Source organism: Paraglaciecola sp. QJM3NY_14 (assembly GCF_056173245.1).
This window is the reverse complement of the sequence record NZ_CM149664.1, coordinates 1,224,322-1,250,480: the sequence shown is the minus strand read 5'-3', so window position 1 is coordinate 1,250,480 and position 26,159 is coordinate 1,224,322. Positions and strand designations below refer to the sequence as shown.

The window sequence follows — 26,159 nt, the reverse complement described above, 5'->3', positions numbered from 1 at the left end:
TACCAGCCCTGTAGTCAGTAACTCCTTTGCTCAGAACTCTTTTTACGCTAAATGCACTGACACCAGCAGCTCAGAAGCCAATATACGGTGGGCGTATTAGATTGAAGTGAATACGTCAGTATTAGATACAGCGGGTGGACAAAGATAATTGTTAGCCTTTCCTTAAAAGAGCACAAATGACTCGCTTAGAGTTGAATTAATCTGAACCATGCTTTAAGTCAATAGCAGAGCGAGCCTGTAATTAAAGCGCTTACGTTCATTACAAATGAAACGAGTACTTTACTACTCAATTCAATATCAATTTACATACACTGCAATAAAAAAGTGTCAGCTTTATTTACAATGTAATTCTAGGTATCGTTTGATAAACCAGTATCCATCTGAAATATAACAATTAAATATTATCGGCCTGAATTTTGCTTTCCTAGACTAAAGTATAATTTTGTCAAATTTAGTAATCTCAAATGATTTGATAAATGAGAAGTATCGTATTTTCACCCAGTAGGAACACTAGAATATGGAATTAAGAAGTTTATTTACCCGCTTAGCTACATGTGCGCTATTAACAGTATCAGTTGCTGCTAACGCTGCGGTCATTACAGTCGACAACACTGATGCTGGTTTCACCTCTAGTGGACTCAACTTTAGTACATACGAGACAGGTTATTTCGGCGCTAACTACATGGCCGATTCGCGCAACTCTTTGGGTGATTTCGGAATGTGGGACCCGACAGGCGACAGTGAGTGGGTTGCTGGTATTTGGAAAGTAGAAATGCTTTGGACCTCTGGCGCTACAAGAGCAAATAACGCTGCTGTAACCGTTGACTCAGGTTCAGCTACCGCTAGTTTGGTTATCAATCAGTTGCTTAATGGTGCGGTTTGGAATGATCTAGGTGAGTACAGTTTTGATCTTACTGGTGCTTCAGTGAAGATTGACGACAGCAATTCCACATCAAGCCAAAACATCATTGCTGATGCGGTACGATTCACTTTCGTTGCTGCTACCCCTGCCGCACCAACTAACGTTCCGGCTCCAGGTACATTGCTAGTATTGCTAGGTGCTGCGGCTGCCGCATTTAGATTGCGCCGTAAATAAGCTGGCTATTTGCGCATCACCTATGCGCGCAAACAAAAACAAATACTAAAATCCAGTTGAATGTATACTTCAACTGGATTTTTAACCGCCACAAATCAAAACGCATAGCCCTTTAATTTATTCCCTCACTTTTTTTATCTAAGTAAAAAAGTAATAATACCCTTGATACTGTTTCTTATATTTATTAAGAACTTCCGCCACACAGACATTATTTAATTGCAAAAATTTGGCCTGATTACTGCTTGAATCTACTTATTTTGAAAAGGATTACCGATGATTTCTCATCAACACAAATGCATCTTCATACATATACCTAAATGTGCAGGTACGAGTATCGAAAATGTTCTCGGACATTTTGACGGACATGAAGGCCGTTCAGGACAAGACCATAGAAGTATTAGAATGATTCAGCAACCGGGGCTACAGCCTGCCGTAGTCAAAAGTAGCGAGAATGTAAAAGACTATATACGTCGTGTTAGAGAAAATTTTAGAAGTCACGCAAACCCAAACAATGGCTTGACCGTAAACAGAGGACAATATGAATCTTACGTCAAGTTTACGTTTGTGAGAAACCCTTGGCACCGTGCACACTCATGGTACAAAAACGCTATGCGAGATCCTATTCATCAGAAGAACTACCAAATAGATCCTACGTTAACATTTGCACAGTTTATGAAGAAATTTGCTGGAACTGGTTTTTTACGCCCACAAACGTATTGGTTGAAAGACTATAAAGGCAATATTCCTATGGATTTTGTAGGTAAATTCGAAACACTAGCCAGTGATTTTCATCAACTCTGTCCGAAATTAGGCTTAAGTAATATAGATCTACCTCATAAAATTGAAGGCCAGAAAAGCGATCCTAGCAAGGATTTTGATCAGGAAAGTATCGACTTTATTGCGCAGTATTATCGTGAAGAGATAGAACTATTTAATTATAGCTTTGAATGAAGCATTTATATTCAAAATAGTATTCAACAGATCGCATATCCCTAGGAGTTCTAAATGCGTTACCGCCAAGATATCGATGGCTTACGTGCCATCGCAGTTTTATGCGTCTTATTGTTTCATTTCGGTTTTGTCAGTTTGTCAGGCGGTTTTGCAGGAGTAGATATATTTTTCGTAATTTCTGGTTATCTTATTACAGGAATTCTACTAAAAGAAATCGATGACGAGCACTTTTCCTTTTTACAATTCTATGAAAAGCGAATTAGGCGCCTTTACCCTGCATTGATTGCAGTCGTTGCTGTGTCATTTATTGCTGCATACTTCATCTTTATGCCTGACGAATTCAAAGAGTTTGGCCAAAGTATGGTGAGCACCATTACTTATTTATCAAATGTATTTTTTTGGTATAAAAGTGACTACTTTTCAGGCCCTTCAGAGCTAAAACCTTTACTACACACATGGTCACTCTCAGTAGAAGAACAGTTTTATCTTATATTTCCTTTCATACTTTGGTTAAGTTATAAACACAGTAGATTAGCGATGAACGCAACAATAATTGTTTTATTTATTGTTTCATTTCTACTCGCTGTATTATCAATTAACGCGATTCCTAGTGGGGTTTTTTACTTATCTCCCTTCAGGTTTTGGGAGTTACTTATTGGCTCGATTGTAGCGTTAGCACTGCGACGAAGTTGGTCCCCAAGCGAAAAACTCAGTCCATATTTAGAATACCTAGGCCTACTGCTCGTCGTCGCTCCTATTTTTAGTCTTGATGAGCATAGTCAATTTCCTGGCTTCGCTGCGCTGCCTTCATGTATAGGCGCTGCACTCCTATTATGGACACAAGACAAATATACTATCGTGTATAGAATTCTCACTCTGCCAGCGATGCGATTTACAGGAAAAATTTCTTATTCTCTCTACCTCTGGCACTGGCCCATTGTTGTATTTTATGGTTATTGGACCATTAGAGAGTTCGAAATATGGGAAAAATTTGCGATGATGGCCGTAACCTTTCTAATATCATGGCTATCTTGGCGGTACATAGAGTCACCTTTCAGGCTTACAAAAGCAGAAGGATTCAAACCTAAGCAAGTTTATGGCTACGCTTTCAGTTCGACGGTGATAATTTTAGTAGTAGGCCTAATTGTTTGGCAGCAAAGTGGTTTGCCGCAGCGCTTCCCAAATCTAGAAATTGAAACCTTAGCAGACACCAGAAAAGAAAGTAGTCAAAATCACTGCTTCCTGAATACTGAAGAAGATTTCACGCTTTGGGATGCAAAGGAATGCGTTATTAAATCGTCAAAATCAGACCGAACAGTTTTGTTATGGGGCGACTCTCACGCCAATCATTTAGTCGCTGGCTTAAAAGCAAATAGCGATATCCTCCCCTATAACGTTTTGTTATATTCTTCTGCTGGTTGCCCTCCTATTCTAGAGCAGAGTCTCCCTTCCCGACCAAATTGTCTGCGGAACAACCTTCACGTGCTTGATATCATTAAAAACTTGAATATAGAAAAAGTTATTCTTGCTGGAAATTGGGCGTATTCTGAAAAAGTAGACAAATTAGAAATTAGCAAGCTACCTGAAACCATTGAAACATTAAGGAAAAATGGCGTCTCCGCTATCTTAATCAATCAGCTACCTCTTTATCCCGTTAGCAATCCACAATACCTCGCCGCTCGCTTAGCTAGCAGAGACGAGCCGAATAACGATTACTTTATAAAACCAGATGATGGCTTAGCCATGAGCAATGAGATTTTGCGGGTCCTGCCTGACACAAAAATTTTTAATGCATTCAAATTATTTTGTCCAACGGATGCGTGCAGTATATTTAAAAATGGCAGGTTAATGGTGGTTGACCGCGGTCATTTGTCTCATGCCGGTAGCCAGTTTCTTGTAGCTGCATTTTTACGAGACACGGAGTTTTAGTTTGCCATTGATTTCACTCTCGTGAATTTAGACGATAAAGCCTCAACTTTACGGTCATATAATTACCCGTAAAGTTGAGCTACACTGAAGTAGGACAGAAAATGAATTAGATTTTATGTCACCAAACATCCCCTTGATATTAGGGTGTAGCTCTAATTTAGGAGACATCATGAGACGTATTTTAAATATATTCATCATTTTCACTTTATCGGGCTGTGGTATCTTTCATGCTCCAGTTCAACAAGTAAAGTTGCAGCCAGGACATTATCTATCTCAAGAAATAATTACCCACACAATAACCAAACCACTGCCACTTATAGACATATTTGAAGAATCAACCTTTTTCCCAAAGAGAACCAGAAGTGCACTGGCAAAATACCCTAACCAAGCTGCAAGCTTACTGCTCGATTTATCCAAAAAAAATATCACCACACGTAATCTGATTGATTACATACAAGCTTTAAATAATAAGCAAGAAAACACACTATACTTAATACTCACTTTGTTTCCGATCGATGCAAAACAAATTACAAAAACGCTTTATAAAGAAAATCGTGTTGAAACGGACATTATTACGACCGCAAGTTTAAGGGCTGGGTTTGATCCCGCTATAATTTATCCGCCGACCGCCGCTGGCGAAAACATTCGAATAACACCATTATTTAATTCAGCTAGCATCACGCTGTATGACCTAGATGAAAGCACTCAGGTAGGTGTTTTGTTCAAACCGATGAATAAGCATGAGTGGCAAAACGGGTTACCTTTACAATGGGATCCAATCAATAGCGCCAAGTCTGGCAGCGTTGTGCATCTAGCGCCAGATATGCAGTACGACTTAAAACTTACGCTTTCTGATAATGGGGATGTAATTGAAGAACAATTGCATACATTTAAGACGCGCTCAAATTCTCCACCAATCGATCCTGAGCGAATATATTACCTAAGAGACATATATCATGGGGGTACCCTCGATCTTGAAGCTTTAGGTATAGAAGGTACTAAAGAGGGTTGGGCGAAAATTATTGGCGACAGCAATACTCCCATAATTGGGCCTCAATCAGGAGGACAAGCGTTATATATCGGTGACAATGCATATATTTATTTCGAAAATATAACGGTTCAGGGTGGTAGTTGGTCGGCAATTAGAAGCAAGAACGCTCACCATTTATGGTTCAACGGTTGTGACGTGTCCAAGTGGGGGCGCCAACCAAATTTCATTAAAAATGGCAAAGCTTATGAGAAAGAGAGCGATTCTAAGCCAATAAATTACGATGCCGCATTTTCTTTAGAGCGAACAGGCGTCGTGGTGGTAGAAAACTGTAATGTTCACTCGCCGAATAGCAATGCGAATAGTTGGGAGTTTGGTCACCCGCAAGGGCCAACTGCATTTATGGCATCTGGTAACCATAAGAACGAAGCTTATAGCGGCCAAATCGTGATACGTAACAACCGCTTCTATGGAACAGACCAACACAGGTTCAATGATGTTATCGAGGGATTGTCAAATGGTCGCTCAACAGGAGGCTTCGTTCGCGACTCCGCAATACATGATAATTATTTAGCATACGCCAACGATGATATTATCGAGCTAGATGGTGGGCAGAGCAATGTATTATTTTATAACAATGACATAGAGCAAGGCTATGTCGGCGTCAGCGCAATACCTAATATGCTTGGCCCTAGCTATATTTTTAATAACTTTATTCACAACTTAGGCGATGAACGGCAAAAGGCATGGGCGGCAATAAAGCTAGGGGGTTTAATGTCAGCCCCAGCAGGACTAGTGAATATTTTCGATAATTTTATTAAGACAAGTAGTAATGGCATTGCCGCTTCAAGCTTTCAAGGTGATTACACCTACTGGGTCAACGTTCAAAACAATGTCCTGCTCCACGATGTAGCTTGGGCAAATATGGGACAAGGTATTCGCGACTTTGAATATTATGGCGGTTCAACCTTTATCAATAATTATATTTTTAATAGCGTAACAAATGATTCACGCCACAATGCAGTATTAACCAAGGATTATTGGGATATTAGCCTAGTTAATGCTGAGGTGGCCAATCAGTTGACCGAACAGAATACAGTTGTAGAGCTGAGCACTCCTGCACGCTATTTTATTCCGAACTTTTCTAGTACATCGAATTCTTATGATAAAGCTATAAAAAATAACGAACTACCCCGCTTCATTAATTTTGGAACCGTGCTTATCAATCCCTTTTCAAATCAGGATAGTGATGGGAAATATCTAGTCGAAAATGAAAGTAGAACGTTGACTCTAAAAGGCAACACATGGAAGCAAATCCCCTTTAGATATCAGATCCAAGACGATACTATCGCTGAAGTTCAAATCAGTTCACTTGGCAAAAGTGAGATATTAGGGATCGCTTTTGAAACAAACAATAGCATTACAGATTCTCGCACATTCATAATTGAGGGTACGCAAACTAATTTCGGTGTAGTTCATGCTTTTGAAGAAATTGATAACTTCGATGCACAAGAGTATCAAACCAGATATCAAATTGAATTAGGTAAGCACTTATCCGGTAGAATCGATCGTGTTGTCTTTATCCTCGATAAAGACGAAAAGCCCACTACCGATATTTCGGCTTCCTTCAGCAACTTCAGAATATATAACAAGTCAGATACTGTCACTGTTGAAAAGTTAAACACCACAAATGACGCTAATGTGTTATTGCGTATTGGCCAGTTACAACCGTAAAGCTTTATTATTTACGTATGTCGAATAGCACTGCCTTACGGCTGCGTTACTGCACTTAATAAGTCGCGTTCCAATGCGACTACTCTTTGCTTAATTTCAATTTAAGAACACTGGGGCGTTTGAACAAGTATTTGACCCATCGCGTATTTTTAAAAAGCTCATAAACGATTATACAAGTAATGACCGAAGCGATTGTGCATACTATAGCCAGCAATAATGGGTGTATATTTAGACCTAATTTGAGCAGAATGACACGAAAACCGGCTGCGGGTAAAAATTGCATTAAATAAATATACAAACTTCGCTCCCCTATGTAAGTCAGGATTAGTGCGAAGTAAGTTTTGCGCAAACAGTACATAGCAGACATTATTGCTGCAATGGCGAAGAACGACATTGGAAAGAAGTAACTAGGATGGCCACTGGAGCCGTATAAATATGCCAATACAGCGCAAATTAAGAAGCCCAGACTTAGTATTATGACTCTCAGAAGAGATGCTCGATTTACCCAGGTCCTGATATTGACGGAACAATACACCCCAACTAAAAAGAAAGGGAACAAACGTAACGTACGCTTGATGAGTATGAGTTCATTCTCAGGAATCGTTAACATAACATAAATAGCAGCAACCACAGCAAAGCATAGCTGAAGCAAAAACGGGATATTTCGCATGAGCCTGGCCAACACAAACGCGAGTAATAACGAATATAAGAACCACAAGGTAAAAGTCGGTTGCCAAAGGATAGTAAAAAAATCACTAAACGTTACTTCATTGTTAGTGAAACGACCAAGAGCGGCCCTTATGCTTATACTGATTGCACTCCAAAGTATATAGAAGTAAGCAAAGTGAAGTACCTTACCATCGATAAAATTAGATAGCCGACCGTGTATCGCTTTTTTAGCAAACAAACCCGCAACCAAGAAAAATAGCGGCATTCGAACGGGGGAACTTAAAACATATAGTTCATTGATAAAATCTGAGAAACCCACTGAGGTTCTTATCCCAGAAAACACATGGTGAAACACCACCAATACAATAGTGGCCCCCTTTACAATATCGATCCATGTTTCCCTCACTTTTTGGGTGTGTGCCATTATTATTCTCCTGAGTATCTCGAAGTAACTTAAAATTTGCTTATAAACTGTGGAACGTAAAATATGTCATGAAGTGGTCTAATTGATGTGATTCGTCAATGTAATAGGTTTGATTACTTTTTTTGCCGTAATTTAAAAAAAATAAAATAGAACGCACCTTTTATTTCTCTGAAAAATCGGAAGTAATTTTTATGAATTAGTCGGATCCAGTTATTAAGGTAAGACCATCGAATATGTGGGTTGGCCAGACATTTAGCGTAATACGCACCGCGGCCCACATCGTAATAGGTCATCAACTTATCAGCATCCTTTTTTAACTTACGTTTGTGGTGGTGCCAAACTAAAGGGCGAGGATCATACGCGCCACCAAGGCCCTTAGCTGATATCCGAGCCAGTATGTCAACGTCCTCGCATGGGAAAGGTGTACCACCGCCAAAATCAGTGTCAAAGCCGCCAGTTGAAATTAACACCTCACGACGGAAACTGTAATTAGCGCCATGAATTAAGCCTGTGCGAATAAAACTTCGAGGCGGAATTTCCTTATAAGTAGAAGAGGTTTGTATAGTTATGGGGTAGTCACTTTTATCAAACAGTAATACCCTTCCCCCAACGAATGCTAACGCGTTGTTATTGAATGAATCACATACTCGCTCAAGATAATCCATGGCGGGGTAACAATCATCATCGGTGAAGGCAATTAATTCTCCTTGCGCATGTGCAACCCCTAGATTTTTAGCATTCGACACACCCACTTTCGGTTCGTGTAATACACGCACCGGAAACTGAACTGACTCAGCCCATGCTTGTAACAATGAAAAGGTCGAATCAGTTGATGCATTATCAACTAATATACACTCCCAATCGCCAGTAAATTCCAAATTCTCCAGCGAAGTTAGGCATTTATCTATACAGTCTGCACGATTCCTAGTACAAATAATAAGTGAGATATCCATACAGTCAGGGCGTCTGCGGGTTAACCACAAACAGCTGTAGTCTCCTTGCTTTTACTCATTATTGCTGAAATAACTGACATATTAGGCATACCATCATCGCTGTATAAATCTGCAAAGCCAAATGCAGCCATAATTTCTTTCCCCTCAGAAAGCTGCGCGGGTGTAATTTCATTTTTCCAAGAGGTTAAAGGTGACTTACCTGAAAGCAAATTGCTTTGACTACCCACTACTCGGCTTGGCGTAGAAATAACGTCTTGTGAAATAGACACGCCCATCGCTGCCGCTGGTTCAATAAAACCTTCAATTTTAGCGACTTCACTATTTGTCTGAGTGAATAAGTTTTCATAAAAGACAACGTGTAAATTCGTTGCGGAAAATTGTCTAAGTGGAACATAATTAATAATGCACCATATCAACACTTGATTGAGAATGTAATCCTTCTTGCTTAATGTTCGAAATAGCAACTGCTCGTATGGCTGTAAAAAATCATTTTTTAGCGCGAGCTGCTCCCAGAGCATCAAGGGGTCGTCCCCCCACATCCAATCAGACTTTTTCGATTTGGATAAGGCTACAGCAAAAGGATTTCGTAGCAATAGCACTACCTTTATGTGCGGATGCTTATTGGTTAACCAATAAGCAAACAAATTAGCTGAAACATCTTTAATAAGTAAGCCTACATATCGTTTTAAGGAATTATCTTGCTCAACGCCTTTGTCAATATATTTTCCTTGAATGATATCGCCTGCGACTGTTTCAAGCTGCTTATTTGTTGAAGCTACCGCTTGATATTGATGCGGTTTTAAAAAACTGCTTTTTTTTACTAAGAAGGGATTGAAAGGCTCGAATAACTCGCGATAACGCCCATGATGGTTTATTAAATTGGCTGCCCACGTCGTTCCACTGCGAGCATCACCAATAAGCCAAACAACTTCATCAAAGAGGCTAAGCTTGTAGCAGCATCGCAATAATCCATTTCTCAGCGGGATTATAATTTTAAATTTTAAAAATCCGCTGAAGCTCACGTGGGGTAGTTCATCATTGTTAAATCATTCGTATAAGGCGACCCACAGTATAGATTGACAGAGTTCATTAGCTTTTTTTCATGAAATTTTGAATGTCTTTCACCCAAGTATGATGCAACAAGCTATAGCTCACGGTGTAACAAAACCCAGCAAGCAGCGCGCCGACAAGCAAATGCAGCCAACCCGACAACGGCAAATAAAAATCCATAAGCAGCGAGCAAGCATACATCAAAGCGCATGCAATAACGCAGCGGTATGACGTCATCAAGAACTCAATGTATGAATAGCCAACGGCCTTATTTAGCGCCCATATATTGGCTGGAGCAACGATTAATAACCTGACAAGCCCTGCTATCCCCCCTGCAATGGCACCTAACTCAAGGCCCCCAATATAAACACACAACAACCCAACAATTGTGCTTAGTACTTCAGCTTTCACCGTTAACTTGGCCTTATTCATTGCGGCCAATAAGCTACTGGTAAATAAAAACAGAAAACTCAACGCTGCGCTGATTGATAGTAACTGCAAGACCGGAATTGACTGACGCCACTTTTCGCCAAAAATAAGCAAAATGACGTCGCTGGCGAAAATTGAAAGACCAACAAATAATGGTGCTAACAGGAAGAATGAAATTAGTGTAGCGTGCTGGTAGAATAGGTTTAATAGGCCTGTATCATGTTTCCGCCTTGATAATACGGGCAATGCATAACTCATGATCCCGCCATAGATAGCACTTCGAGGTAAATCGACTAAGCGGTTCGCCATATTGTAGTACCCAACGGCAGCAGGCCCAGCAACAATACCTAACACAATAATGATCCCCTTACTTAAGACACTCGCGTTAACCGCTTTTAAGGCAATAGGGGCCCCTACCGTCACTAAGCCCCAAAAAAACTTAATGTCCATAGTAAAAGGTAAAGAACGCCTATCACTGAGCATTAACATAGCAGTCGAAACAAACTGCATGGATATTGCCTGCAAAATAATAGCCCAGGCCCCCATACCTTTATATGCTGCCCCAATACCAACAGCCATACCGACTATCTTACCCAACAAAGTTCTCATGGCTAAGGCTTTAAAATTGCCATTGCGACGCATATGGGCAACATATACGCGGCTGGCCATTTGTAACAGCAATAGTGAACTGGCCACGCTCATCAATAAGCGCGTTTCTGCATCAGTAGTGTATAAGTAGGTACCTATATTAATAAACGCCATGAAGCTAATGCTAAATATATTCCCCGCCCAAAAGAGAGTCGCATCTTGCTTAATGCTTGTTTTATCTAAACGCACAAATGAGCTGTCAACAGTTGAAGTAAAAATCAAAGTGATAAGTTCGACAACCCCGAGCACAAGCGCTCCTTGCCCTAGCTCCTCAGGCAATAGCAGATGTGCGTAAATGAAAAACGAAAAAATCGAAAGAAAAACTAAACCAAATTTCTCAAAAAAAATCCATAACAGTCGAACTACTCTGTGTTTACTCACAAATTCCCTTTACCTGTATATATAACATACTATTCACTAAGCCTCGGCGAGTTTACTTAAACCAAACGCCCACATAGCGTTTAATTTTACCGTAGGAATTATCGCGCAATATTACCTCTTTACCCAATAGCAAAGCGAAAATCATTCCGTGAAGCCGGTCAGTATCGACTTTACGGTAAGGTGCAAACGTTGAACATGCCTTTTTAAGTAAAAAGTGAGTGTAGTGTTGCCAAAGGAAAGCGGCACCAAACGTCTTATCATATTTCCCTTCAAGTCTCGCTAACCGCATTATTTTACCCATTATTTTGCGATCTAAACCTGAAAACATATCGACCCAATCGAATGAATCTTCTAAATTATTTTGAATCGCGGGGGCTTCTTTGTCTTTACGTCTGAAAAATAAGGTATCTTTGGCCCCCGCTTGCCAAGACCAATGACCGATTAAGGTACTCGCCATGTCAGGTGTTAAACGTAACATGGTTTCAGGAAGGTACTGCTTTAAAAAAGAGTAAGACTCTTGATCTCTAATATGCACGGTTAAATCTTGATGTTGCAGGTACAAAGGCGCTTCTTGCTCAAAGTTTTTCGGGTCATTAAAGTGCACAGATTGTGGCATCGCAATTATTTTATGCTCAGTAAAGTGCTGAATCACATCTCGTCTTAAGTTTTGGTGAACGTCATAAATGTCACCAAAGTTACCACCGCCGTGAAGCAAAATAATCCAATCCTCTGGTACTTTTTTATTGAACGCATTCTTATAGTTGTGTGTGCTGTATTGCGCTTTTACATTGCAACCAAGCTTGTTTAATAAATTCATCGTCCCATGATAAATAAGCCAGTCACCAACATTGTTATGAAGGGGATAATCCATAAATAAGATATTTTTGCCCGCTATATCTTCAGCAAAACTGTCTTTGACTAAGGCAGCTAAGCCTTCTAGGTGTTTACGCTCTGCAATAAATCCATTCATTTATTTTGCTGCCTCTTTCTTAGATTTTTTTGCACTTTCGCCTGGTGCTACGTTTGATGCAGTGATACGCATTTTAAAGCGCTGCCAGTTTGATTTACTTTTACTAGATGAACATGAGGCCCTATACTCACGCGCCATCGGCGTTATAATGTTACTTGAATTATGTTTACGCTCTCGTCTTGCCGTCGGTATTAACTTAACGCCCTGCCATACAGCCGACAAAGACTTGAAAAACATACCCGCTTTTGCCCCTCTACGAACAAGTAATAACGTATGAAAAATTAAATTAGGGATAGGCGTGCCGCGCTTTACATGCAAGTAAAAAGCATTACGTACGTTGTATTCCCAACGCATACCAGTCCAGTTGACGCGATGCTCGGCTGACACTTTATGGCCTATAACGACTTCAGGGGAATACACTAACTTGTAGCCGGCGTTGATTATACGCTCTGACAAATCGATTTCTTCTTGCATAAAAAACAATATATCGTCGTAGCCTTTCACTTCTTCAAAGGCACTACGACGTATCATATGGCCAGCCCCGACGAAGTGAGTGGTTGCAAAACTCTTGTCGCCATATTGATCAACACTTTTTGAGTAATACCAACTACTACGATCATCTTCTTGGGTACCAAAGCGTAATACCCGAAACCCCAACACACCAATCGAGGGGTCAGCCTCCATAATCTCTACAGCCTTTTGCACTTGGAACTCGTCAACAAATTCTGCGTCATTGTCTAAGCCAATAATATAATCGCCATCCCCTTGCAGAGCTGCCTGGTTACGCCCCCCGGGCACGCCGAGATTGCAACTATTATAAACGATGGTTAAGTTATTCTTATCCTGTGAGAATTTTCGTAATTTGGCGACATTTTCAAGTTGAGAGCCTTGGTCTATAACGATAACCTTTGTCACTACATTCTGCTGCGCTAAGCCGCTCAACATGGCTTGCTTTGTATCTTCTAATCTATCCCAAGATAAAATGGTGATATCGACTTTTTTCACAATTGACCTCTGGTTATGCTAATCCTAAATAAATTACTGCGGTTCAAACTAACGGCTTAAAACTTTTAAATATTTTTGCGTACACTGCTAGAACGCCATATTTTGAGAACCAAAGCTTCATTTTTGAATACTTTAATGTAGCTGAAAACACTCTAAGAAAACTATTCGTATCATTTACTTTAAAACTTAACCTCAAAAAGTCTTTAACGTTCATAAACCAAATATCAGCTAATTCATTTTCGGAAACATTTGTTAAGTTCAATAAACGATGCACTAGATCAACACGGTGATGATAGTTTTTATCTCCCTTTGAGGTTAAATTTCCTTCTTCATTAAATTTACGTACAGTGACAACTGGTAACGTATGTACATCACCCGCTTTTGCCAATTGCGCCCATAATAAACGGTCTTCACCAAATCGGAGGTCATCTACGAAACCACCGATTTCATTCACGCTAGTTCGCTTAGCCAGTACCGATGAAGTAGCGTTAATGACATTACTGTATAAAAACTGCTTAAAAACCCTGCCCTTCTTATCACGCGAAATAGTGATTTCTCGCTCGCCGTGCCAATCAACGGTGGCATAACTATCTATCAATAATGCTTCAGGGTGCTGCAACGCTAATTCCATTTGTAAGCGCAGTTTGTCTTTATGCACCCACAGGTCGTCAGCATCAAGAAAGGCTAACCAGGTTGAGGTGGCTAACGAAATTGCGTGGTTACGCGCCTTTGAAGGCCCTGCGTTTTCTTGCCTAACGTAGGTTACGAGCGAAGCGTATTTGCTTTTCTTAATCACTTGTTGCGTGGTGTCTGTTGAACCATCATCAACAATGATAACTTCCTTAGGTGCAGCGCTTTGTGTGAACACAGATGCAAGCGCATTTTCTATGCTCTTAGCACAATTGTACGCAGGAATAATGACTGAGATATCTAAAGGGGTATTGGACATTTTCTTCGCTCTAATGTTAACAAACTAATTTGATTTATTTAGCTTTTTAGCAGGCACGCCTACAAGAATGGCCCCCTCTTCTATAAAGCTTTTATTCACCACTGCGTTAGCCCCTATTTGAATACTGTCTCCCAATGTGATGACGCCAAATAATTTAGCGCCTGGGCCGATATAACAATTGTCACCCAGCACAGGGGCATCCTTGGGTTTGTTATAAGCAGAGCCGATATTGACACCTACGTGCACTTTACAATTCGCCCCTATTTTTGAATAACTGCTGACAACGATATTCCCGAAATGGGGCAAGGTCAGGCCGGGGCCAAACACGTTCATGGGTATACTAAAACCTAGCTTCTTACCAATACTCTTATATCTGTATTTCACATATAATTTGTATGTCTTCCAAAGCGGCCCACTCTTAGAATTAAGAATATACTCCGCACATCGTAGCGCCCTTGTAAAACGCCAAATATCATTAAAAATAAACTCTTTAATATTATCCTTAAAGGAGTTGTTTTCAGCATCTTGACTTTTATAATACTTGTAGTCACTTTTATTATTAATCATATAACTCTGGCATTAAATACGTTTCCTCGGTGTGTTTTGTTTTACAAGCGAGATCGATGCAATGAAAGAAATGACTGTATAGATAAGCATATCCGCACTGTTGTGATTAATAATGATAAAACCAATATAATTCACTACACATTGCAATAGAATAACGGCTAATAATGCGGCTAATAGTTCGCTATTGTGACTGGTAATATAGCCAGCCACCAAATCTTTTATGATTTTTAGAGAAAGAATGATCACCAATGCTAAGCCTATAACCCCACCGTTTAATAACGCTTCGTAATAACCGCTGTGGGCGTTACCTATGTAGCCCCATCGGTCCACGAAACCTAGAACGGCATCGCTGACCCAAAAAGCGCCAAAACCGTAGCCGAGAGTACTCTCGGCTTCAATATATTGTTCCATCAAGCCCCAAATTATCGTACGGTTAGTCAGTGTCGGGTCTCGACCTAAAAGACCTAGTAAGAAAGCATATAAGAAATAAATCGCAACTGCTGCTGCGCATAATAATAAGGTAATGATAATAACTCGACGCAAATTAATATTAGGGCTTCGGGTGCGCATAACTTTAAACAGTGAAATTAACCCTGTACCAGCCACCACCATGACAATGGCAGTAGCTGAATTAGCAAACACTAAGCAAATACCTAATATGGCTAGCATAATTCTGTTGTTTCGGCTGTGATACTTACCTAGACCGACCAACAGCAAAATGCCATAGGCATAGAGCCTAGCCCCGCCATTTTTATCCCCCATTATCCCAACAAACATGTTTGCTCGTTCGCCATGCCCCCCTAGGGCGCTACTCGGTGAAATAGCCAAATATAACAAGCCCAATAATGCTATTACAAAAATACTCTTAGCGATGAAATACATCAGCGATTCGGCACTAAAGTTAGTTACAATACAAAATGCTGCGACTACCAGAGTAATAAAAGCAATACAGCGTCGTAGGGTAATACTAGGCTCATATGACCAATACATAGAAGCTAAAAAGAAAGCGATTAATACCCACCACCACAGACTTCGCATGATCATTGCGAACAATAATTTTTTGTCTATTTTGAGAAGTAAATATATACCCGCCAATAATAATAAAATGCCAATCACTTGCTTTGCTACATTGCCAGAGGCATTGGCACTCATAAGATCATCCGCTCGCCCCCCTTTTAACAGCCGTGAGGTAAAACCCAAAAAGCCTAAGTAATAGAATATGGTCGTAAACAGATAAGCACGTTTTAAAGTATCCAGGGTAATTTGCATGATAAATGATCGCTTACTTGACGTTGAGCTGGGCGAAAATCAGCGTTCTGTATTCTTTAGCTGAATTTTCCGCAGTAAAACGCGTTACGGCACGGATGATTCGGTCACGATTATCTTGAGAATTATCAGTAGAAAGCTCATTCACCATCGTTTTTGCAAGTGCTGATATATTCTTATATTCAACCAAGGGGGCAACTTCACCGCCTTTGAGCGTTTCCATTGGCCCTGATGGGCAATCAAAAGCAACCACCTTACAGCCAACTGACATCGCCTCAACCAATACATTCGGGCTACCTTCAAAACGTGAAGACAACACGAATAAGTCGGCTTGTTGTATTTCGGCAATGGGGTTGTCGGTGTAACCAGCGAGGTCAACGTGTGCGGTTAAGTCCAGTCGATCAATTTGCGCTTGTAGCGCAGTTCTTAGTTCACCCTCACCGAAAATGACTAATCGTGCTTTTATCTCTTTTGATACGAGAGAAAATGCATCGATAAGCATATCAAAGCCTTTTTGATCGCTAAGGCGACCCACTGCAACGACAGTTTTGCACTCTTGGTTAACTAACCAAGGATGTTTCGCATCTTGTTTAGCCGCTTCTCGCGTGTCTTCTGTGATCACTGGGTTTGATGCAGTACATACATCTTGCTGCCTAGCAATTGAGCAATCGACAAGATCATCAGCCACACCTTTTGATACAGCGATAACAGGGTTGGGAATTAAGCGATAAATGTAGGGCGCAACGCCATAGGTTATGCGCATCACTAGGCCATTGTTTACTTTGCGATCGAGTGAAAACGTATTTCGCTCACTAACAGATAATCGCTTTGACCAACCTAAACTGGCGCAAACGACAGCGGTAATGACATTGACATGCGTGAGAGCGGATAATATGCCATCTGGATTTGACTGCTTTAGGTGTTTACGCAAGGGCGCAAAAGCAGACAAAGTGCGGGCCGAATTCAACTCAACGAGTGTTACCGATTCACTTAAAAATGATTTATTAACCCCACCTGCGGTCAATAGTATCATTTCTACAGTATCACCATTTTGCGCTAACTGGTTCGCTAAGCGCACCATCATTTTTTCTGCGCCACCACCACGCAAATCATGCAACACAATACTGATTTTCGCCATTATTTACCTACTGAATTCTTTGATGTAACGACGTGCGACACTTTGGTACTCAAACGCGCTCACGCTATCAGCAATATCTTTACCAATGAGCTGTTTATAACGCCCTATCGCGTCAGCCAACTTTTCAACATTGTTAGTTTCAACCAAGAAGCCATTTACACCGTTTTCGATTAGCTCAGAAGGCCCAGTAGGACAATCAAAAGCGATAACCGGTGTATTTAGATACATCGCCTCTACTAGCGCCGTGGGCATACCTTCATGTCGAGATGACAAAATAAACGCTTGGGCGTTGCGTATAATGTAATATGGGTTTTCAGTAAAGCCGTAGAACTCAACATACTCTTTAATGTTCAGTGACTCTGCTAGTTGAGTTAATTCATCTACTAGTTCACCAATGCCAACGATGAGCAACTTTGGTAGGTTGTTATTCGCCTGACGGGCTTGCGCGTAAGCTTGAATGAGCATATCAAAACCTTTTTGCTCTACTAGCCGCCCCACAGCACAAAAGTAATCGGTTGATTCAAATGCGTCGGTATTGTTCAAAGATTTCGCTATCACTTGTTGGTCGACCACAGCGTTGGGAATAAATTCGACGTGCTTTCTGCCAAGTTTAATGTTGCGAAGTAGTTCCTGCTGAAGTGACCCAGAAACGGTCACTATTGCCCCGCCCGTCAACGAGTAGAAATTATAAAGCAATTTTATCTTCGCGGGTGATAGCTTTTGATCGCTCACATCGAAAGCGCAATGTCTGGTATATACCACCGATAATTTTGGAAATCTTAACGCGCAGAATGCGGCTAAAATATTTGCCGTTTCCGTCGCGGCAATGATGACATCGATATCGTTAGCTTTAATATGAGCAAATAAGTGCTTTAACTTTTTGAAGAAACTATCAGATTGATTCGGATGCGTCGCCTTCTTGGAGTCGATCAGTTTGTCATAACCGGCTTTTTTATCGCCTTTTATATCGTATACGTAGAATTCTGAGGAAATACCCTCATTAGCCAGCGCATTCGATAAGTTTTGGTGAACGCGTTCAACCCCACCAGATAACGAAAACCACTTGTGTAAAAACAGTACATTGTTACGGCTCATGTTTATTCCCTAAACAAAGTAGCGATGTTTAATGACACAATATATGGCATGGGGGTTGGTCGTGATATATCGCCATAACAGCTTCTTAGGTTCGGTCATGGCTCTGTGTAGCCATTCTAACCCTAGCTTTTGAAAGATGGCGGGAGCACGTTTGTAATCGCCCGTGACAAAATTGTAGCAGCCGCCGCACGAGATAATGACGGGAACCGTTAACTTGCTTTTGTTTCTCAAGATAAACAATTGCTCTTTGGGCTTTCCTAACCCGACCCACAGCACTTCGCAACCTGAAGCATTAATTTTGGCGACAATCTCATCTTCGTCTGCTTCGCTAAAATACCCATGTTGGGTGCCGACAACGTCAAAGTTATTATATTTTTCTGACATAATATTGCCGCATTTTTCAATGGTTGCTTGGTTCGCCCCAAGAAGAAAATGTTTAACGGTTTCTGGTGACATCATAGGGACGTCATGAATGGTATCTGTGGTAGCGCTGCGTTCCGGTATCTCCTTTTCACTAAACCAACGTGAAAAGCTCACTACACTTTGCCCATCGGCATGCAGTATATCGGCTTCATTAAGCATACGGCCCATTTCAGGATCACTATTGGCAATAGAGATACTGTGGCCATTTGATGAAAAAATAACGAGAGGCGATTTGATATCACCCGCCCGTGTATCCAAAACGCGACACACCATCAAATCAACTAACTGTTTGCGGTCAACACATGCGGTAATTAGTCCGCCGACATTTGTTCTTACTACTTCTTCTAATTTCATTGATTCATCTCGTTTAACTATTTCAATACGATTCCCTGCTTTGTATAACGAGAGAGCCACCTGATCGCTGACAAATTGATGCTAGGCTCACTATCGCGTGCCCAGCATAACTTGATTAACTCTTTTCCACCCAAGCAATAATAACGCCAAAGCTAATAAATTTTAAACTGTCACTTGGGTTAATCTGGAATAAGTCAATTAACGGCCACATTAGCAAAGTGATATTCCGCCATTATGACACATGGCCGTTACATCGTCTTGCAATCCAGTGGCCTTTCCTAACTAAACGCTCATTATTCAACACGCTACGAATAATACTGCTTAAACCAGTCTACAAAGTTATTGATTCCATCTTGGAGCTCAGTTTGGGGCTTAAAGCCGATTTCGCTTTCTAAATTTGTAATATCAGCAAACGTTCTTACGACATCGCCGTCCTGCATTGGCATGTAATTTTTCACCGCTTTTTTGCTTAGCGCATTCTCTATACAGCCAATAAACGCTTCTAATTCGACAGGCGTGTTGTTACCGATGTTGTATAGCTTGTAGAAAGGCGAAGATTCAGAGCTACTGTTTGACTCTTCGCGCGGTTTCGGTATTACGTTTTGGATACGTAAAATTCCTTCGACGATATCATCAATGTAAGTGAAGTCTCGCTGCATTTTGCCGTCATTAAAAACTTTAATCGCTCTGTCATTTACCACAGCATCAGTAAACAAGAATGGCGCCATGTCTGGTCTGCCCCAGGGCCCATACACAGTGAAGAAGCGCAGACCGGTTGTAGGCAACGAATATAAATGGCTGTAGGTATGCGCCATGAGTTCATTCGACTTCTTGGTCGCTGCATAAAGTGAAACCGGATAATCTACACGGTCACCTTCGGCAAACGGTATTTTTTTATTTGCACCATAAACAGAACTAGAAGATGCATAAACTAAATGCTCGACATTGTTGTGACGACAACCTTCGAGAATGGTGGCCATACCCGTTAGGTTTGAATCTATATACGCCATTGGGTTTTCAATCGAATAACGCACCCCAGCTTGCGCTGCTAAATGGATCACGCGGTCAAATTTTTCTTGAGCGAACAAAGTGGCAATTGTATCTCTGTCTGAGATATCGGCCTTAACAAACGTAAACCCGGTTAAATGCTCTATACGCTTTAGCCGAGCTAATTTTAAATTGGGGTCATAATAGTCATTTAAGTTATCCAGCCCTATGACCTCATGCCCTTGTAAACACAGTTTTTCAGCAACGTAATTCCCAATGAATCCTGCAGCGCCAGTGACTAGATATTTCATATTTAAGTGCTCTTTAAGTTAGTTGAAAAGGAAAATTGTTTATTGTTCTGGATATTTTACCTTTGCAATTAACAAGGAGAATCAATAAATTTCAGATTGACTTTTTAATCCAATCATTTGTATCTGAGTTCATTTAAAATAACGTCTTTGATACTTATTGGCGAATTCCGTCTCATACAGGACATTTCGCATCAAAAATTACTTTTATTTAATATGTAGCATAATATGGCATCATCTTATTATTATGACATGAGTGATTGGCCATTGTCGCGCTGACTATTGAGGTTATGCGTAATTTCACATTGCCCACTTGTTTTTATGTTCAAGCAAGGAATTTCATTTCGTTCATGCGTTTTTTTTGTTATTTCATTACGATAGTGCTGATTTTATTCATGTTACGCGCGGCAGCCGATAGCAATATTGTATTTAACGACGCGTTATTTAATAAAGTACGCAGCGAGTACGACAATGAAGCACTAGAGCGTGTTAGAGCATGGCAGGAACTCCTCAGCGATAACCTCGATATTCCCGTTGATGAAAAACTCTACAGGGTGAACAATTTCTTCAATGAGCTTGAATTTGTCGACGACATCAAGCATTGGGGGAAAGACGATTATTGGGCCACGCCAGTCGAGTTTTTAGCCTCCGATGGCGGAGATTGCGAAGACTTTGTAATAGCTAAGTATTTCAGCTTAAAAGAATTGGGCGTTCCCGCCGAAAAATTACGCTTGATGTATGTTACTGCAACCCGCCTGCGCCAAGCCCATATGGTGCTGGCCTATTACGAACAATCAAATTCAGTGCCTTTGGTACTCGATAATATTAATAGACGTATTTTACCCGCTTCACGCCGCCGCGACTTATTACCCGTTTACAGCTTTAACGGTGACGGCCTTTGGTTGGCTAAAGAACAAGGCCGAGGCCAGAAAGTACAGCAAGGGGGTAATAATAATTTATGGAACGATTTAAACCAACGAATGCAATTAGGCGATTAATGATGCTTGAGGAAACCCGTTATGCCACTGTCTAGACAATTGAGCTTAAGCTTGCTCGCTGTGTTGATACTCGTGTTTATAGGCACACTTTGGATCAATACTAACAACACGCGAGATTTTGTTGACCAGCAACTAGCGTCACACGCACAAGACACGGCGACATCGCTCGGTTTATCCATTGCCCCCTACGTGGCAGTGCAGGAAGACTTGCCTGTGGTAGATACCATGATGAATGCTATTTTTGACCGTGGTTTTTACCAAAGCATGGTGCTGCGTGATGCCAACCAAAATATATTGCTCGAAAAACACAACCCAAGTACGGTTGAAGGTGTGCCTAAGTGGTTTCGGGAGTTATTGCCCCTTACCCCACCAGAAAGCGTTACTGATTTGAATGACGGCTGGACGATGGCAGGCACTTTAGCAGTGCAAAGTCACCCTGGGTTTGGGTATCAACAATTGTGGCAAAATGCGGTGCAGTCTTTTTGGATGATATTGGCCGTATTTATCGGTGCTCTAGTCCTGTTATATGCTTTGGTCAAAATGATCACTACGCCTTTATTGGCTGTGGTGAAACAGGCTGACGCCATCAGTAAACAGCAATTTGAACAAATTGCGACGATCCCCCGCACCCCTGAATTGAAACGTATCGTGCTAGCGGTAAATAGAATGTCAGCTCAGCTAGCTAAACTGTTTACTCAGCTGTCGAGCCAAGCTGAACGTTACCGCGATTTTGCCTATCAGGACACGCTTACAGGGGTGGCTAACCGCCGGGCGTTTGAACTGGCATTCGAGCAACTTCTCGCCGATAGCGAGCAACACTCACAGGGTTATTTATTGCTTATCCGTTTAACTAGCCTAAATGAGGTTAACAGTAGTTTGGGTTACCAAGCGGGGGACGAATATGTCGCACTTGTCAGCCAAGAATTGCAAAATGCGCTTGTTCAACACGACTTGAATGGCACGCTGTTTAGGGTTTCAGGGGCTGATTTTGTGGTGTTATTAGAAGATACCGCACAGCAACCCAGTGTTAACTTTGCGCAAAGTATTATTAGCCAACTCAATGCTATTGAAAAAAGCGAGTATCGACTAGGCACTGCTCATGTCGGTGTAGGTTCATTTAGTTTTGGCGACACCCGCACGGATGTATTGGAGCGAGCAGATAATGCTCTTTCTGGCGCGAGTGTTAGTACAGATAGATGGCAGTTAGCGCAGCAGGAAGACGTACAGCACAGCAACACTGAATGGCGAGCACAGCTGAACACCATTTTACAGCAAAATCACGCGGACTTTGTCGCTCAGCCAATTCAGAATAAGCAAGGCGAGACACTATACGCCGAGTGGTTTGCTCGTTTCAGTTCAGGTACTGGTGCATCTGCGAATAAGGCTGATAGCTCAGAACATAATAAGACTGATAGCGACAATAAAGCTCACGATTACTTACCCATGGGCCAACTGGTACCCGCGTCGGTCAGGCTCAATTACGCGCAAAAACTTGATGAGTTGTTAATCGCGAGCGCATTGGCGCAGTTGCCTAATCAGCAGCATGCGATTGGCCTTAATGTATCTCGTTTATCACTCAGCCAAACTAGTTTTCACCAGTGGCTTATTAGCGCCCTCCCCCAAGATAGTGCAGCCTGCGCTAAATTAGTGCTTGAAATACCAGAACGGGCTTTGGTTAATGGCACACAGGACTTAATGCGCTTTATTCAGCAGCTGAAGTCGCGCGGCGTTAGGATCACAGTAGAGCGCTTTGGCGCACAATTAGCTGCAATCACACACCTTCGCAAAATTCGCCCTGATTATTTAAAGCTAGATGGGCGTTACGTGCGCAATATTCACAATGAGCCTGACAACCAATTATTCGTTCAATCTTTGGTCAATATCGCACACGGTCTGAATATTCAAGTCATCGCTGAAATGGTGGAAAGTGAAGCTGAAGCGAAATGTTTGTCTGATTTATTCGTTGACCATTTACAGGGCTATTACATTGGTATGCCGGTCGATACTAAATAAGCAAATGAGTGTAGTAATGTTAAAGGGTTTCAATTGCGCTTAAGTCAATATAAACAAGGCATAAGTTGTCAGTTACCCCTCACCCAATGAGTATTTAACTTACATCAGCAAAATACTGATAAGACTCGTTTTTTTACCTGGTCGACCTTAGTCTAGTATTGCTTTTTCGACAGTCTAAACTTATGATTGCAGCGTTCGTTGTGAGTTTTAAACTCACTCCTCTATTTTTCGGAGTTTTTATGCGACATTTTTTAACCTATTTATTTTTGTCTAGCGTGATGGTTTTATCACCCGCCCATGCTCAACAGACAGTATCCACTCAACAGGTGAGTGCAAATGACGCGGCTCTAACTGAGCAGGAAAACATTCTCTTCGGAGATGAAGATCAACCTGGGCGCGCTATTCATAGCGCGATACTCACTTTGATTCAAGGCGGAGCGACGTTGGACGAGGCGGTAAGTCAAACCATTGCAAATGTGACGCGAGAAGACGATGCTTTGATCAGTGGCACAGTGAGATTAGTCGTTGGTTTAAACACAAAAATTACTGCAAACTTCATGCGCAACATGGTTGATTTGAACACGTTAACCGACTCAACCAAAGGTTCAATCGAAGCATTTCCTGGTGACGCTAGTGAGATTGTACGATTGGCGGTCACACTTTACCCCAGCTTTGCTCAAGACGTTATTGACTCAGCCATTACGACCGGTGAAATTGAACCTAACGACGCACTACTAGCCGCAATTGCGGCAGGTGCTGACCCAACAACCGTCTCAGCAGCTACCGCAGCAGGTGCTAACGTTGCTGTAACAGCTACGCCAGCTGGAACAGGTGTCGGCGCAGGTGGTACGGGCGGCGGGGATACCACTGCCTCAACCAATTAAATGATTTAGTATTTTTAAAAGCCAGCGATTTTCGCTGGCTTTTTTGTTTATAATCATTCAGTTGTCACTTTCATTCCGTTTACCACGCATTCAAAAATAGCTAAAGGGATCCTTTGAATACCAAACTTCATAGCTACTCGTTTTATATCTTGTTAGGTTTGCTTGTGTGGTTACCTATCCCATTAGGCTCAAACCGTCCTTGGGCTTGGGGCTTGATGGAAGTCGTTATTTTATCATTGTCTCTAGCGTGCGCGTATTTGCGAAGAACAAGACCTTGGATGGGGTTACGTGCTTACAGGCTGCCAATAGGTCTCTGGTTGGTTTTCTTGGGATTCGCCATCATTCAGATTATCCCCTTACCCGCCTCCATTATAAATGCGCTGAGCCCGATGAGTTATGAAACTCAACTACATTATGGTGTTGAGCAGTTTCATCTATCGTTAGATATTGGTCAAAGCTATATCAATTTGCTCAAAAGCCTTAGCTATTTCTGCTTGCTCATTATTGTATTAGTGTTAGTGGATACTGAAAAGCGCTTACGATTGATTTTGCTGACCATGTTAGCCAGTGGCGCGATTCAAGCCTTATACGGCACACTAGAAATTCTAGCTGGCAGCGAGTACAGCATGATTTTCGGCTTACCTGTCAGTGATGTGGCGACGGGTAGCTTTGTTTACAAAAATCACTTTGCTAATTTCTTGGTGCTGACTTTATCAGCTGGTATAGGCTTAATGGTAGCCAGCCTGCAAGGTAACCAAAGTGGCAGTCCTAGAGATATTATGCGCTCAATATTGTCGACATTACTGGGGAGTAAGGCACTGATTCGCATTAGTTTGGCCATCATGGTAATTGCGCTGGTTATGTCTCGCTCACGGATGGGGAACGCAGCATTTTTTGCGGCTATGACCCTGATAGGAGTTTTGGCTCTGGTGATAATTAAAAACCGCAGCCGAGGCTTGTCCATTTTAATTGTTAGTATGTTCGTGATTGATGTTTTTATAGTCAGCGCATGGTTTGGACTCGATAAAGTGCAAGAGCGTTTAGAGAGCACCAACCTATCTCAAGAAGGCAGAGGTGATGTTGTTACGGACGCTATGCCTATGCTCTTAGACTTCCCCTTATTCGGTAGTGGTGGTGGTAGTTTCTATAGTACCTTTCCTAGCTACAAGATATCTAATATTCACTCGTTTTACGACCATGCGCATAACGATTATCTGCAAATGGCGATTGAATACGGAGTCCCCGCGACACTATTTTTAGCTTTGCTTGTTTTATGGTGTTTTGCTAAGAGCGTGCGCGCTATGCGCAAACGTCGCCCCTCTATTTTAAAGGGATCCGCATTCGCGTGCTGTATGGCTATCCTGGGAATGTCATTACACATGACGGTTGATTTCCCGCTGCAAGCACCTGCGAATGCATGTTATTTTGTCGTTTTTTTAGCTTTGTCTTTAGCCATCAATCAGTTAAAAATAACAAGGGGTAAAAAGCGACATTCAAATAAAAAGGTAGCGGTATGAGCAAGAAGTTTAGTGGGCCAATAGAGCAAGACCCGGCGATTGTAAACTTGCTAGAACGCATGCCAAAATCCGTTCAAGCATCATTTAGTGAAGAGCAGCTATCTCACCTCAGAAATGCTGTGAGTAGCCGTCAGTGGGGTCACCACCCTGTTGACTTAAGAGGTACTATTCCTTGGTTTAAATATCGTTACTATTATGTTTTGTTGGCGGGAAAGAACCATCGCAGCATGACGCGCTCACAGTTGCGGGCCAACCGGTTTATTAATGCGTTTCTCCTCGCTGGCTTCATGACGTTTTCAGCATTGATTGGTGTATTACTCATATATCTATTCAAATCAGCCCTGGGAATTGATTTGTTACCAGACTATTCATTCGGCGTATGGGATTGGTTTAAAAGCTAAGATGAATAGCCAGCTCCACAAATTTTCAGCAT

General features: G+C 41.5%; 22 protein-coding genes. 9 read left to right on the top strand and 13 right to left on the bottom strand.

Going from position 1 to position 26,159, the window contains the following annotated elements:
• Positions 1-517: 517 nt before the first annotated feature.
• The 4 genes from AC0VYA_RS05280 to AC0VYA_RS05265 all read left to right on the top strand — a co-directional run bounded on the left by AC0VYA_RS05280 (position 518) and on the right by AC0VYA_RS05265 (position 6,698).
• On the top strand, positions 518-1,096 hold the full coding sequence (locus AC0VYA_RS05280) for a golvesin C-terminal-like domain-containing protein (RefSeq protein ID WP_475490292.1): 579 nt from the start codon (positions 518-520) through the stop codon (positions 1,094-1,096).
• A 273-nt stretch (positions 1,097-1,369) separates the two neighbouring features.
• On the top strand, positions 1,370-2,047 hold the full coding sequence (locus AC0VYA_RS05275; protein WP_475490291.1) for a sulfotransferase family 2 domain-containing protein: 678 nt from the start codon (positions 1,370-1,372) through the stop codon (positions 2,045-2,047).
• Positions 2,048-2,158: 111 nt separating this feature from the next.
• Entirely contained in the window at positions 2,159-3,976 is a 1,818-nt protein-coding gene (locus AC0VYA_RS05270) for an acyltransferase family protein (protein WP_475490290.1), read from the top strand.
• A 169-nt stretch (positions 3,977-4,145) separates the two neighbouring features.
• Positions 4,146-6,698: a right-handed parallel beta-helix repeat-containing protein gene (locus AC0VYA_RS05265; RefSeq protein ID WP_475490289.1), complete on the top strand. Its 2,553-nt coding sequence runs from the start codon at positions 4,146-4,148 to the stop codon at positions 6,696-6,698.
• A gap of 79 nt (positions 6,699-6,777) precedes the next feature.
• Here the strand turns inward: AC0VYA_RS05265 and AC0VYA_RS05260 are convergent, their stop codons facing one another.
• From AC0VYA_RS05260 to AC0VYA_RS05200, 13 genes are all read right to left on the bottom strand, one after another.
• Positions 6,778-7,791, bottom strand: a complete 1,014-nt coding sequence (locus tag AC0VYA_RS05260; RefSeq protein WP_475490288.1) for an acyltransferase family protein — start codon at positions 7,789-7,791, stop codon at positions 6,778-6,780.
• Between the two features lie 113 nt (positions 7,792-7,904).
• Positions 7,905-8,744 (bottom strand): glycosyltransferase family 2 protein, encoded by an 840-nt coding sequence (locus AC0VYA_RS05255; protein ID WP_475491032.1) that lies wholly within the window; start codon positions 8,742-8,744, stop codon positions 7,905-7,907.
• Positions 8,745-8,764: 20 nt separating this feature from the next.
• On the bottom strand, positions 8,765-9,766 hold the full coding sequence (locus AC0VYA_RS05250; protein ID WP_475490287.1) for a sulfotransferase domain-containing protein: 1,002 nt from the start codon (positions 9,764-9,766) through the stop codon (positions 8,765-8,767).
• Positions 9,767-9,833: 67 nt separating this feature from the next.
• Positions 9,834-11,252 (bottom strand): oligosaccharide flippase family protein, encoded by a 1,419-nt coding sequence (locus AC0VYA_RS05245; protein ID WP_475490286.1) that lies wholly within the window; start codon positions 11,250-11,252, stop codon positions 9,834-9,836.
• A gap of 52 nt (positions 11,253-11,304) precedes the next feature.
• Positions 11,305-12,222 (bottom strand): polysaccharide pyruvyl transferase family protein, encoded by a 918-nt coding sequence (locus AC0VYA_RS05240; RefSeq protein ID WP_475490285.1) that lies wholly within the window; start codon positions 12,220-12,222, stop codon positions 11,305-11,307.
• The gene (locus tag AC0VYA_RS05235) at positions 12,223-13,227 is read right to left on the bottom strand and encodes a glycosyltransferase (protein ID WP_475490284.1); all 1,005 of its coding nucleotides are present in this window, start codon (positions 13,225-13,227) and stop codon (positions 12,223-12,225) included.
• 43 nt (positions 13,228-13,270) lie between these two features.
• Entirely contained in the window at positions 13,271-14,176 is a 906-nt protein-coding gene (locus tag AC0VYA_RS05230; RefSeq protein ID WP_475490283.1) for a glycosyltransferase family 2 protein, read from the bottom strand.
• A gap of 24 nt (positions 14,177-14,200) precedes the next feature.
• Positions 14,201-14,743, bottom strand: coding sequence for a serine acetyltransferase (locus AC0VYA_RS05225; protein ID WP_475490282.1), 543 nt, complete (start codon positions 14,741-14,743; stop codon positions 14,201-14,203).
• A gap of 12 nt (positions 14,744-14,755) precedes the next feature.
• Positions 14,756-16,012: an O-antigen ligase family protein gene (locus tag AC0VYA_RS05220; RefSeq protein WP_475490281.1), complete on the bottom strand. Its 1,257-nt coding sequence runs from the start codon at positions 16,010-16,012 to the stop codon at positions 14,756-14,758.
• A 13-nt stretch (positions 16,013-16,025) separates the two neighbouring features.
• Complete coding sequence (locus AC0VYA_RS05215) at positions 16,026-17,147, bottom strand: glycosyltransferase (protein WP_475490280.1); 1,122 nt, start codon at positions 17,145-17,147, stop codon at positions 16,026-16,028.
• A gap of 3 nt (positions 17,148-17,150) precedes the next feature.
• Positions 17,151-18,242 (bottom strand): glycosyltransferase, encoded by a 1,092-nt coding sequence (locus tag AC0VYA_RS05210; RefSeq protein ID WP_475490279.1) that lies wholly within the window; start codon positions 18,240-18,242, stop codon positions 17,151-17,153.
• A gap of 9 nt (positions 18,243-18,251) precedes the next feature.
• Complete coding sequence (locus AC0VYA_RS05205) at positions 18,252-19,019, bottom strand: WecB/TagA/CpsF family glycosyltransferase (RefSeq protein ID WP_475490278.1); 768 nt, start codon at positions 19,017-19,019, stop codon at positions 18,252-18,254.
• A 305-nt stretch (positions 19,020-19,324) separates the two neighbouring features.
• Complete coding sequence (locus AC0VYA_RS05200) at positions 19,325-20,317, bottom strand: NAD-dependent epimerase (RefSeq protein WP_475490277.1); 993 nt, start codon at positions 20,315-20,317, stop codon at positions 19,325-19,327.
• A gap of 347 nt (positions 20,318-20,664) precedes the next feature.
• Between AC0VYA_RS05200 and AC0VYA_RS05195 the strand changes: the two genes are divergently transcribed.
• The 5 genes from AC0VYA_RS05195 (at position 20,665) to AC0VYA_RS05175 (ending at position 26,127) form a co-directional block, all read left to right on the top strand.
• On the top strand, positions 20,665-21,312 hold the full coding sequence (locus tag AC0VYA_RS05195) for a transglutaminase-like cysteine peptidase (RefSeq protein ID WP_475490276.1): 648 nt from the start codon (positions 20,665-20,667) through the stop codon (positions 21,310-21,312).
• 21 nt (positions 21,313-21,333) lie between these two features.
• Positions 21,334-23,325 (top strand): bifunctional diguanylate cyclase/phosphodiesterase, encoded by a 1,992-nt coding sequence (locus tag AC0VYA_RS05190; RefSeq protein ID WP_475490275.1) that lies wholly within the window; start codon positions 21,334-21,336, stop codon positions 23,323-23,325.
• A gap of 239 nt (positions 23,326-23,564) precedes the next feature.
• Positions 23,565-24,209 carry a hypothetical protein gene (locus AC0VYA_RS05185; RefSeq protein WP_475490274.1) on the top strand — a complete coding sequence of 215 codons (645 nt, stop codon included), beginning with the start codon at positions 23,565-23,567 and terminating at the stop codon, positions 24,207-24,209.
• A gap of 113 nt (positions 24,210-24,322) precedes the next feature.
• Positions 24,323-25,726, top strand: coding sequence for an O-antigen ligase family protein (locus AC0VYA_RS05180; protein ID WP_475490273.1), 1,404 nt, complete (start codon positions 24,323-24,325; stop codon positions 25,724-25,726).
• Positions 25,723-26,127: a 3-phosphoshikimate 1-carboxyvinyltransferase gene (locus AC0VYA_RS05175; RefSeq protein WP_475490272.1), complete on the top strand. Its 405-nt coding sequence runs from the start codon at positions 25,723-25,725 to the stop codon at positions 26,125-26,127. The genes AC0VYA_RS05180 and AC0VYA_RS05175 overlap by 4 nt, the downstream gene beginning before the upstream one ends.
• Positions 26,128-26,159: the final 32 nt, after the last annotated feature.

Excerpts from the sequence above, each read along its gene's own strand:
- AC0VYA_RS05280 (WP_475490292.1), top strand. The coding sequence starts at position 518 with ATGGAATTAAGAAGTTTATTTACCCGCTTAGCTACATGTGCGCTATTA.
- AC0VYA_RS05275 (WP_475490291.1), top strand. The coding sequence starts at position 1,370 with ATGATTTCTCATCAACACAAATGCATCTTCATACATATACCTAAATGT.
- AC0VYA_RS05265 (WP_475490289.1), top strand. The coding sequence starts at position 4,146 with ATGAGACGTATTTTAAATATATTCATCATTTTCACTTTATCGGGCTGT.
- AC0VYA_RS05260 (WP_475490288.1), bottom strand. The coding sequence starts at position 7,791 with ATGGCACACACCCAAAAAGTGAGGGAAACATGGATCGATATTGTAAAG.
- AC0VYA_RS05255 (WP_475491032.1), bottom strand. The coding sequence starts at position 8,744 with ATGGATATCTCACTTATTATTTGTACTAGGAATCGTGCAGACTGTATA.
- AC0VYA_RS05240 (WP_475490285.1), bottom strand. The coding sequence starts at position 12,222 with ATGAATGGATTTATTGCAGAGCGTAAACACCTAGAAGGCTTAGCTGCC.
- AC0VYA_RS05230 (WP_475490283.1), bottom strand. The coding sequence starts at position 14,176 with ATGTCCAATACCCCTTTAGATATCTCAGTCATTATTCCTGCGTACAAT.
- AC0VYA_RS05225 (WP_475490282.1), bottom strand. The coding sequence starts at position 14,743 with ATGATTAATAATAAAAGTGACTACAAGTATTATAAAAGTCAAGATGCT.
- AC0VYA_RS05220 (WP_475490281.1), bottom strand. The coding sequence starts at position 16,012 with ATGCAAATTACCCTGGATACTTTAAAACGTGCTTATCTGTTTACGACC.
- AC0VYA_RS05215 (WP_475490280.1), bottom strand. The coding sequence starts at position 17,147 with ATGGCGAAAATCAGTATTGTGTTGCATGATTTGCGTGGTGGTGGCGCA.
- AC0VYA_RS05210 (WP_475490279.1), bottom strand. The coding sequence starts at position 18,242 with ATGAGCCGTAACAATGTACTGTTTTTACACAAGTGGTTTTCGTTATCT.
- AC0VYA_RS05205 (WP_475490278.1), bottom strand. The coding sequence starts at position 19,019 with ATGAAATTAGAAGAAGTAGTAAGAACAAATGTCGGCGGACTAATTACC.
- AC0VYA_RS05200 (WP_475490277.1), bottom strand. The coding sequence starts at position 20,317 with ATGAAATATCTAGTCACTGGCGCTGCAGGATTCATTGGGAATTACGTT.
- AC0VYA_RS05195 (WP_475490276.1), top strand. The coding sequence starts at position 20,665 with ATGCGTTTTTTTTGTTATTTCATTACGATAGTGCTGATTTTATTCATG.
- AC0VYA_RS05190 (WP_475490275.1), top strand. The coding sequence starts at position 21,334 with ATGCCACTGTCTAGACAATTGAGCTTAAGCTTGCTCGCTGTGTTGATA.
- AC0VYA_RS05185 (WP_475490274.1), top strand. The coding sequence starts at position 23,565 with ATGCGACATTTTTTAACCTATTTATTTTTGTCTAGCGTGATGGTTTTA.
- AC0VYA_RS05175 (WP_475490272.1), top strand. The coding sequence starts at position 25,723 with ATGAGCAAGAAGTTTAGTGGGCCAATAGAGCAAGACCCGGCGATTGTA.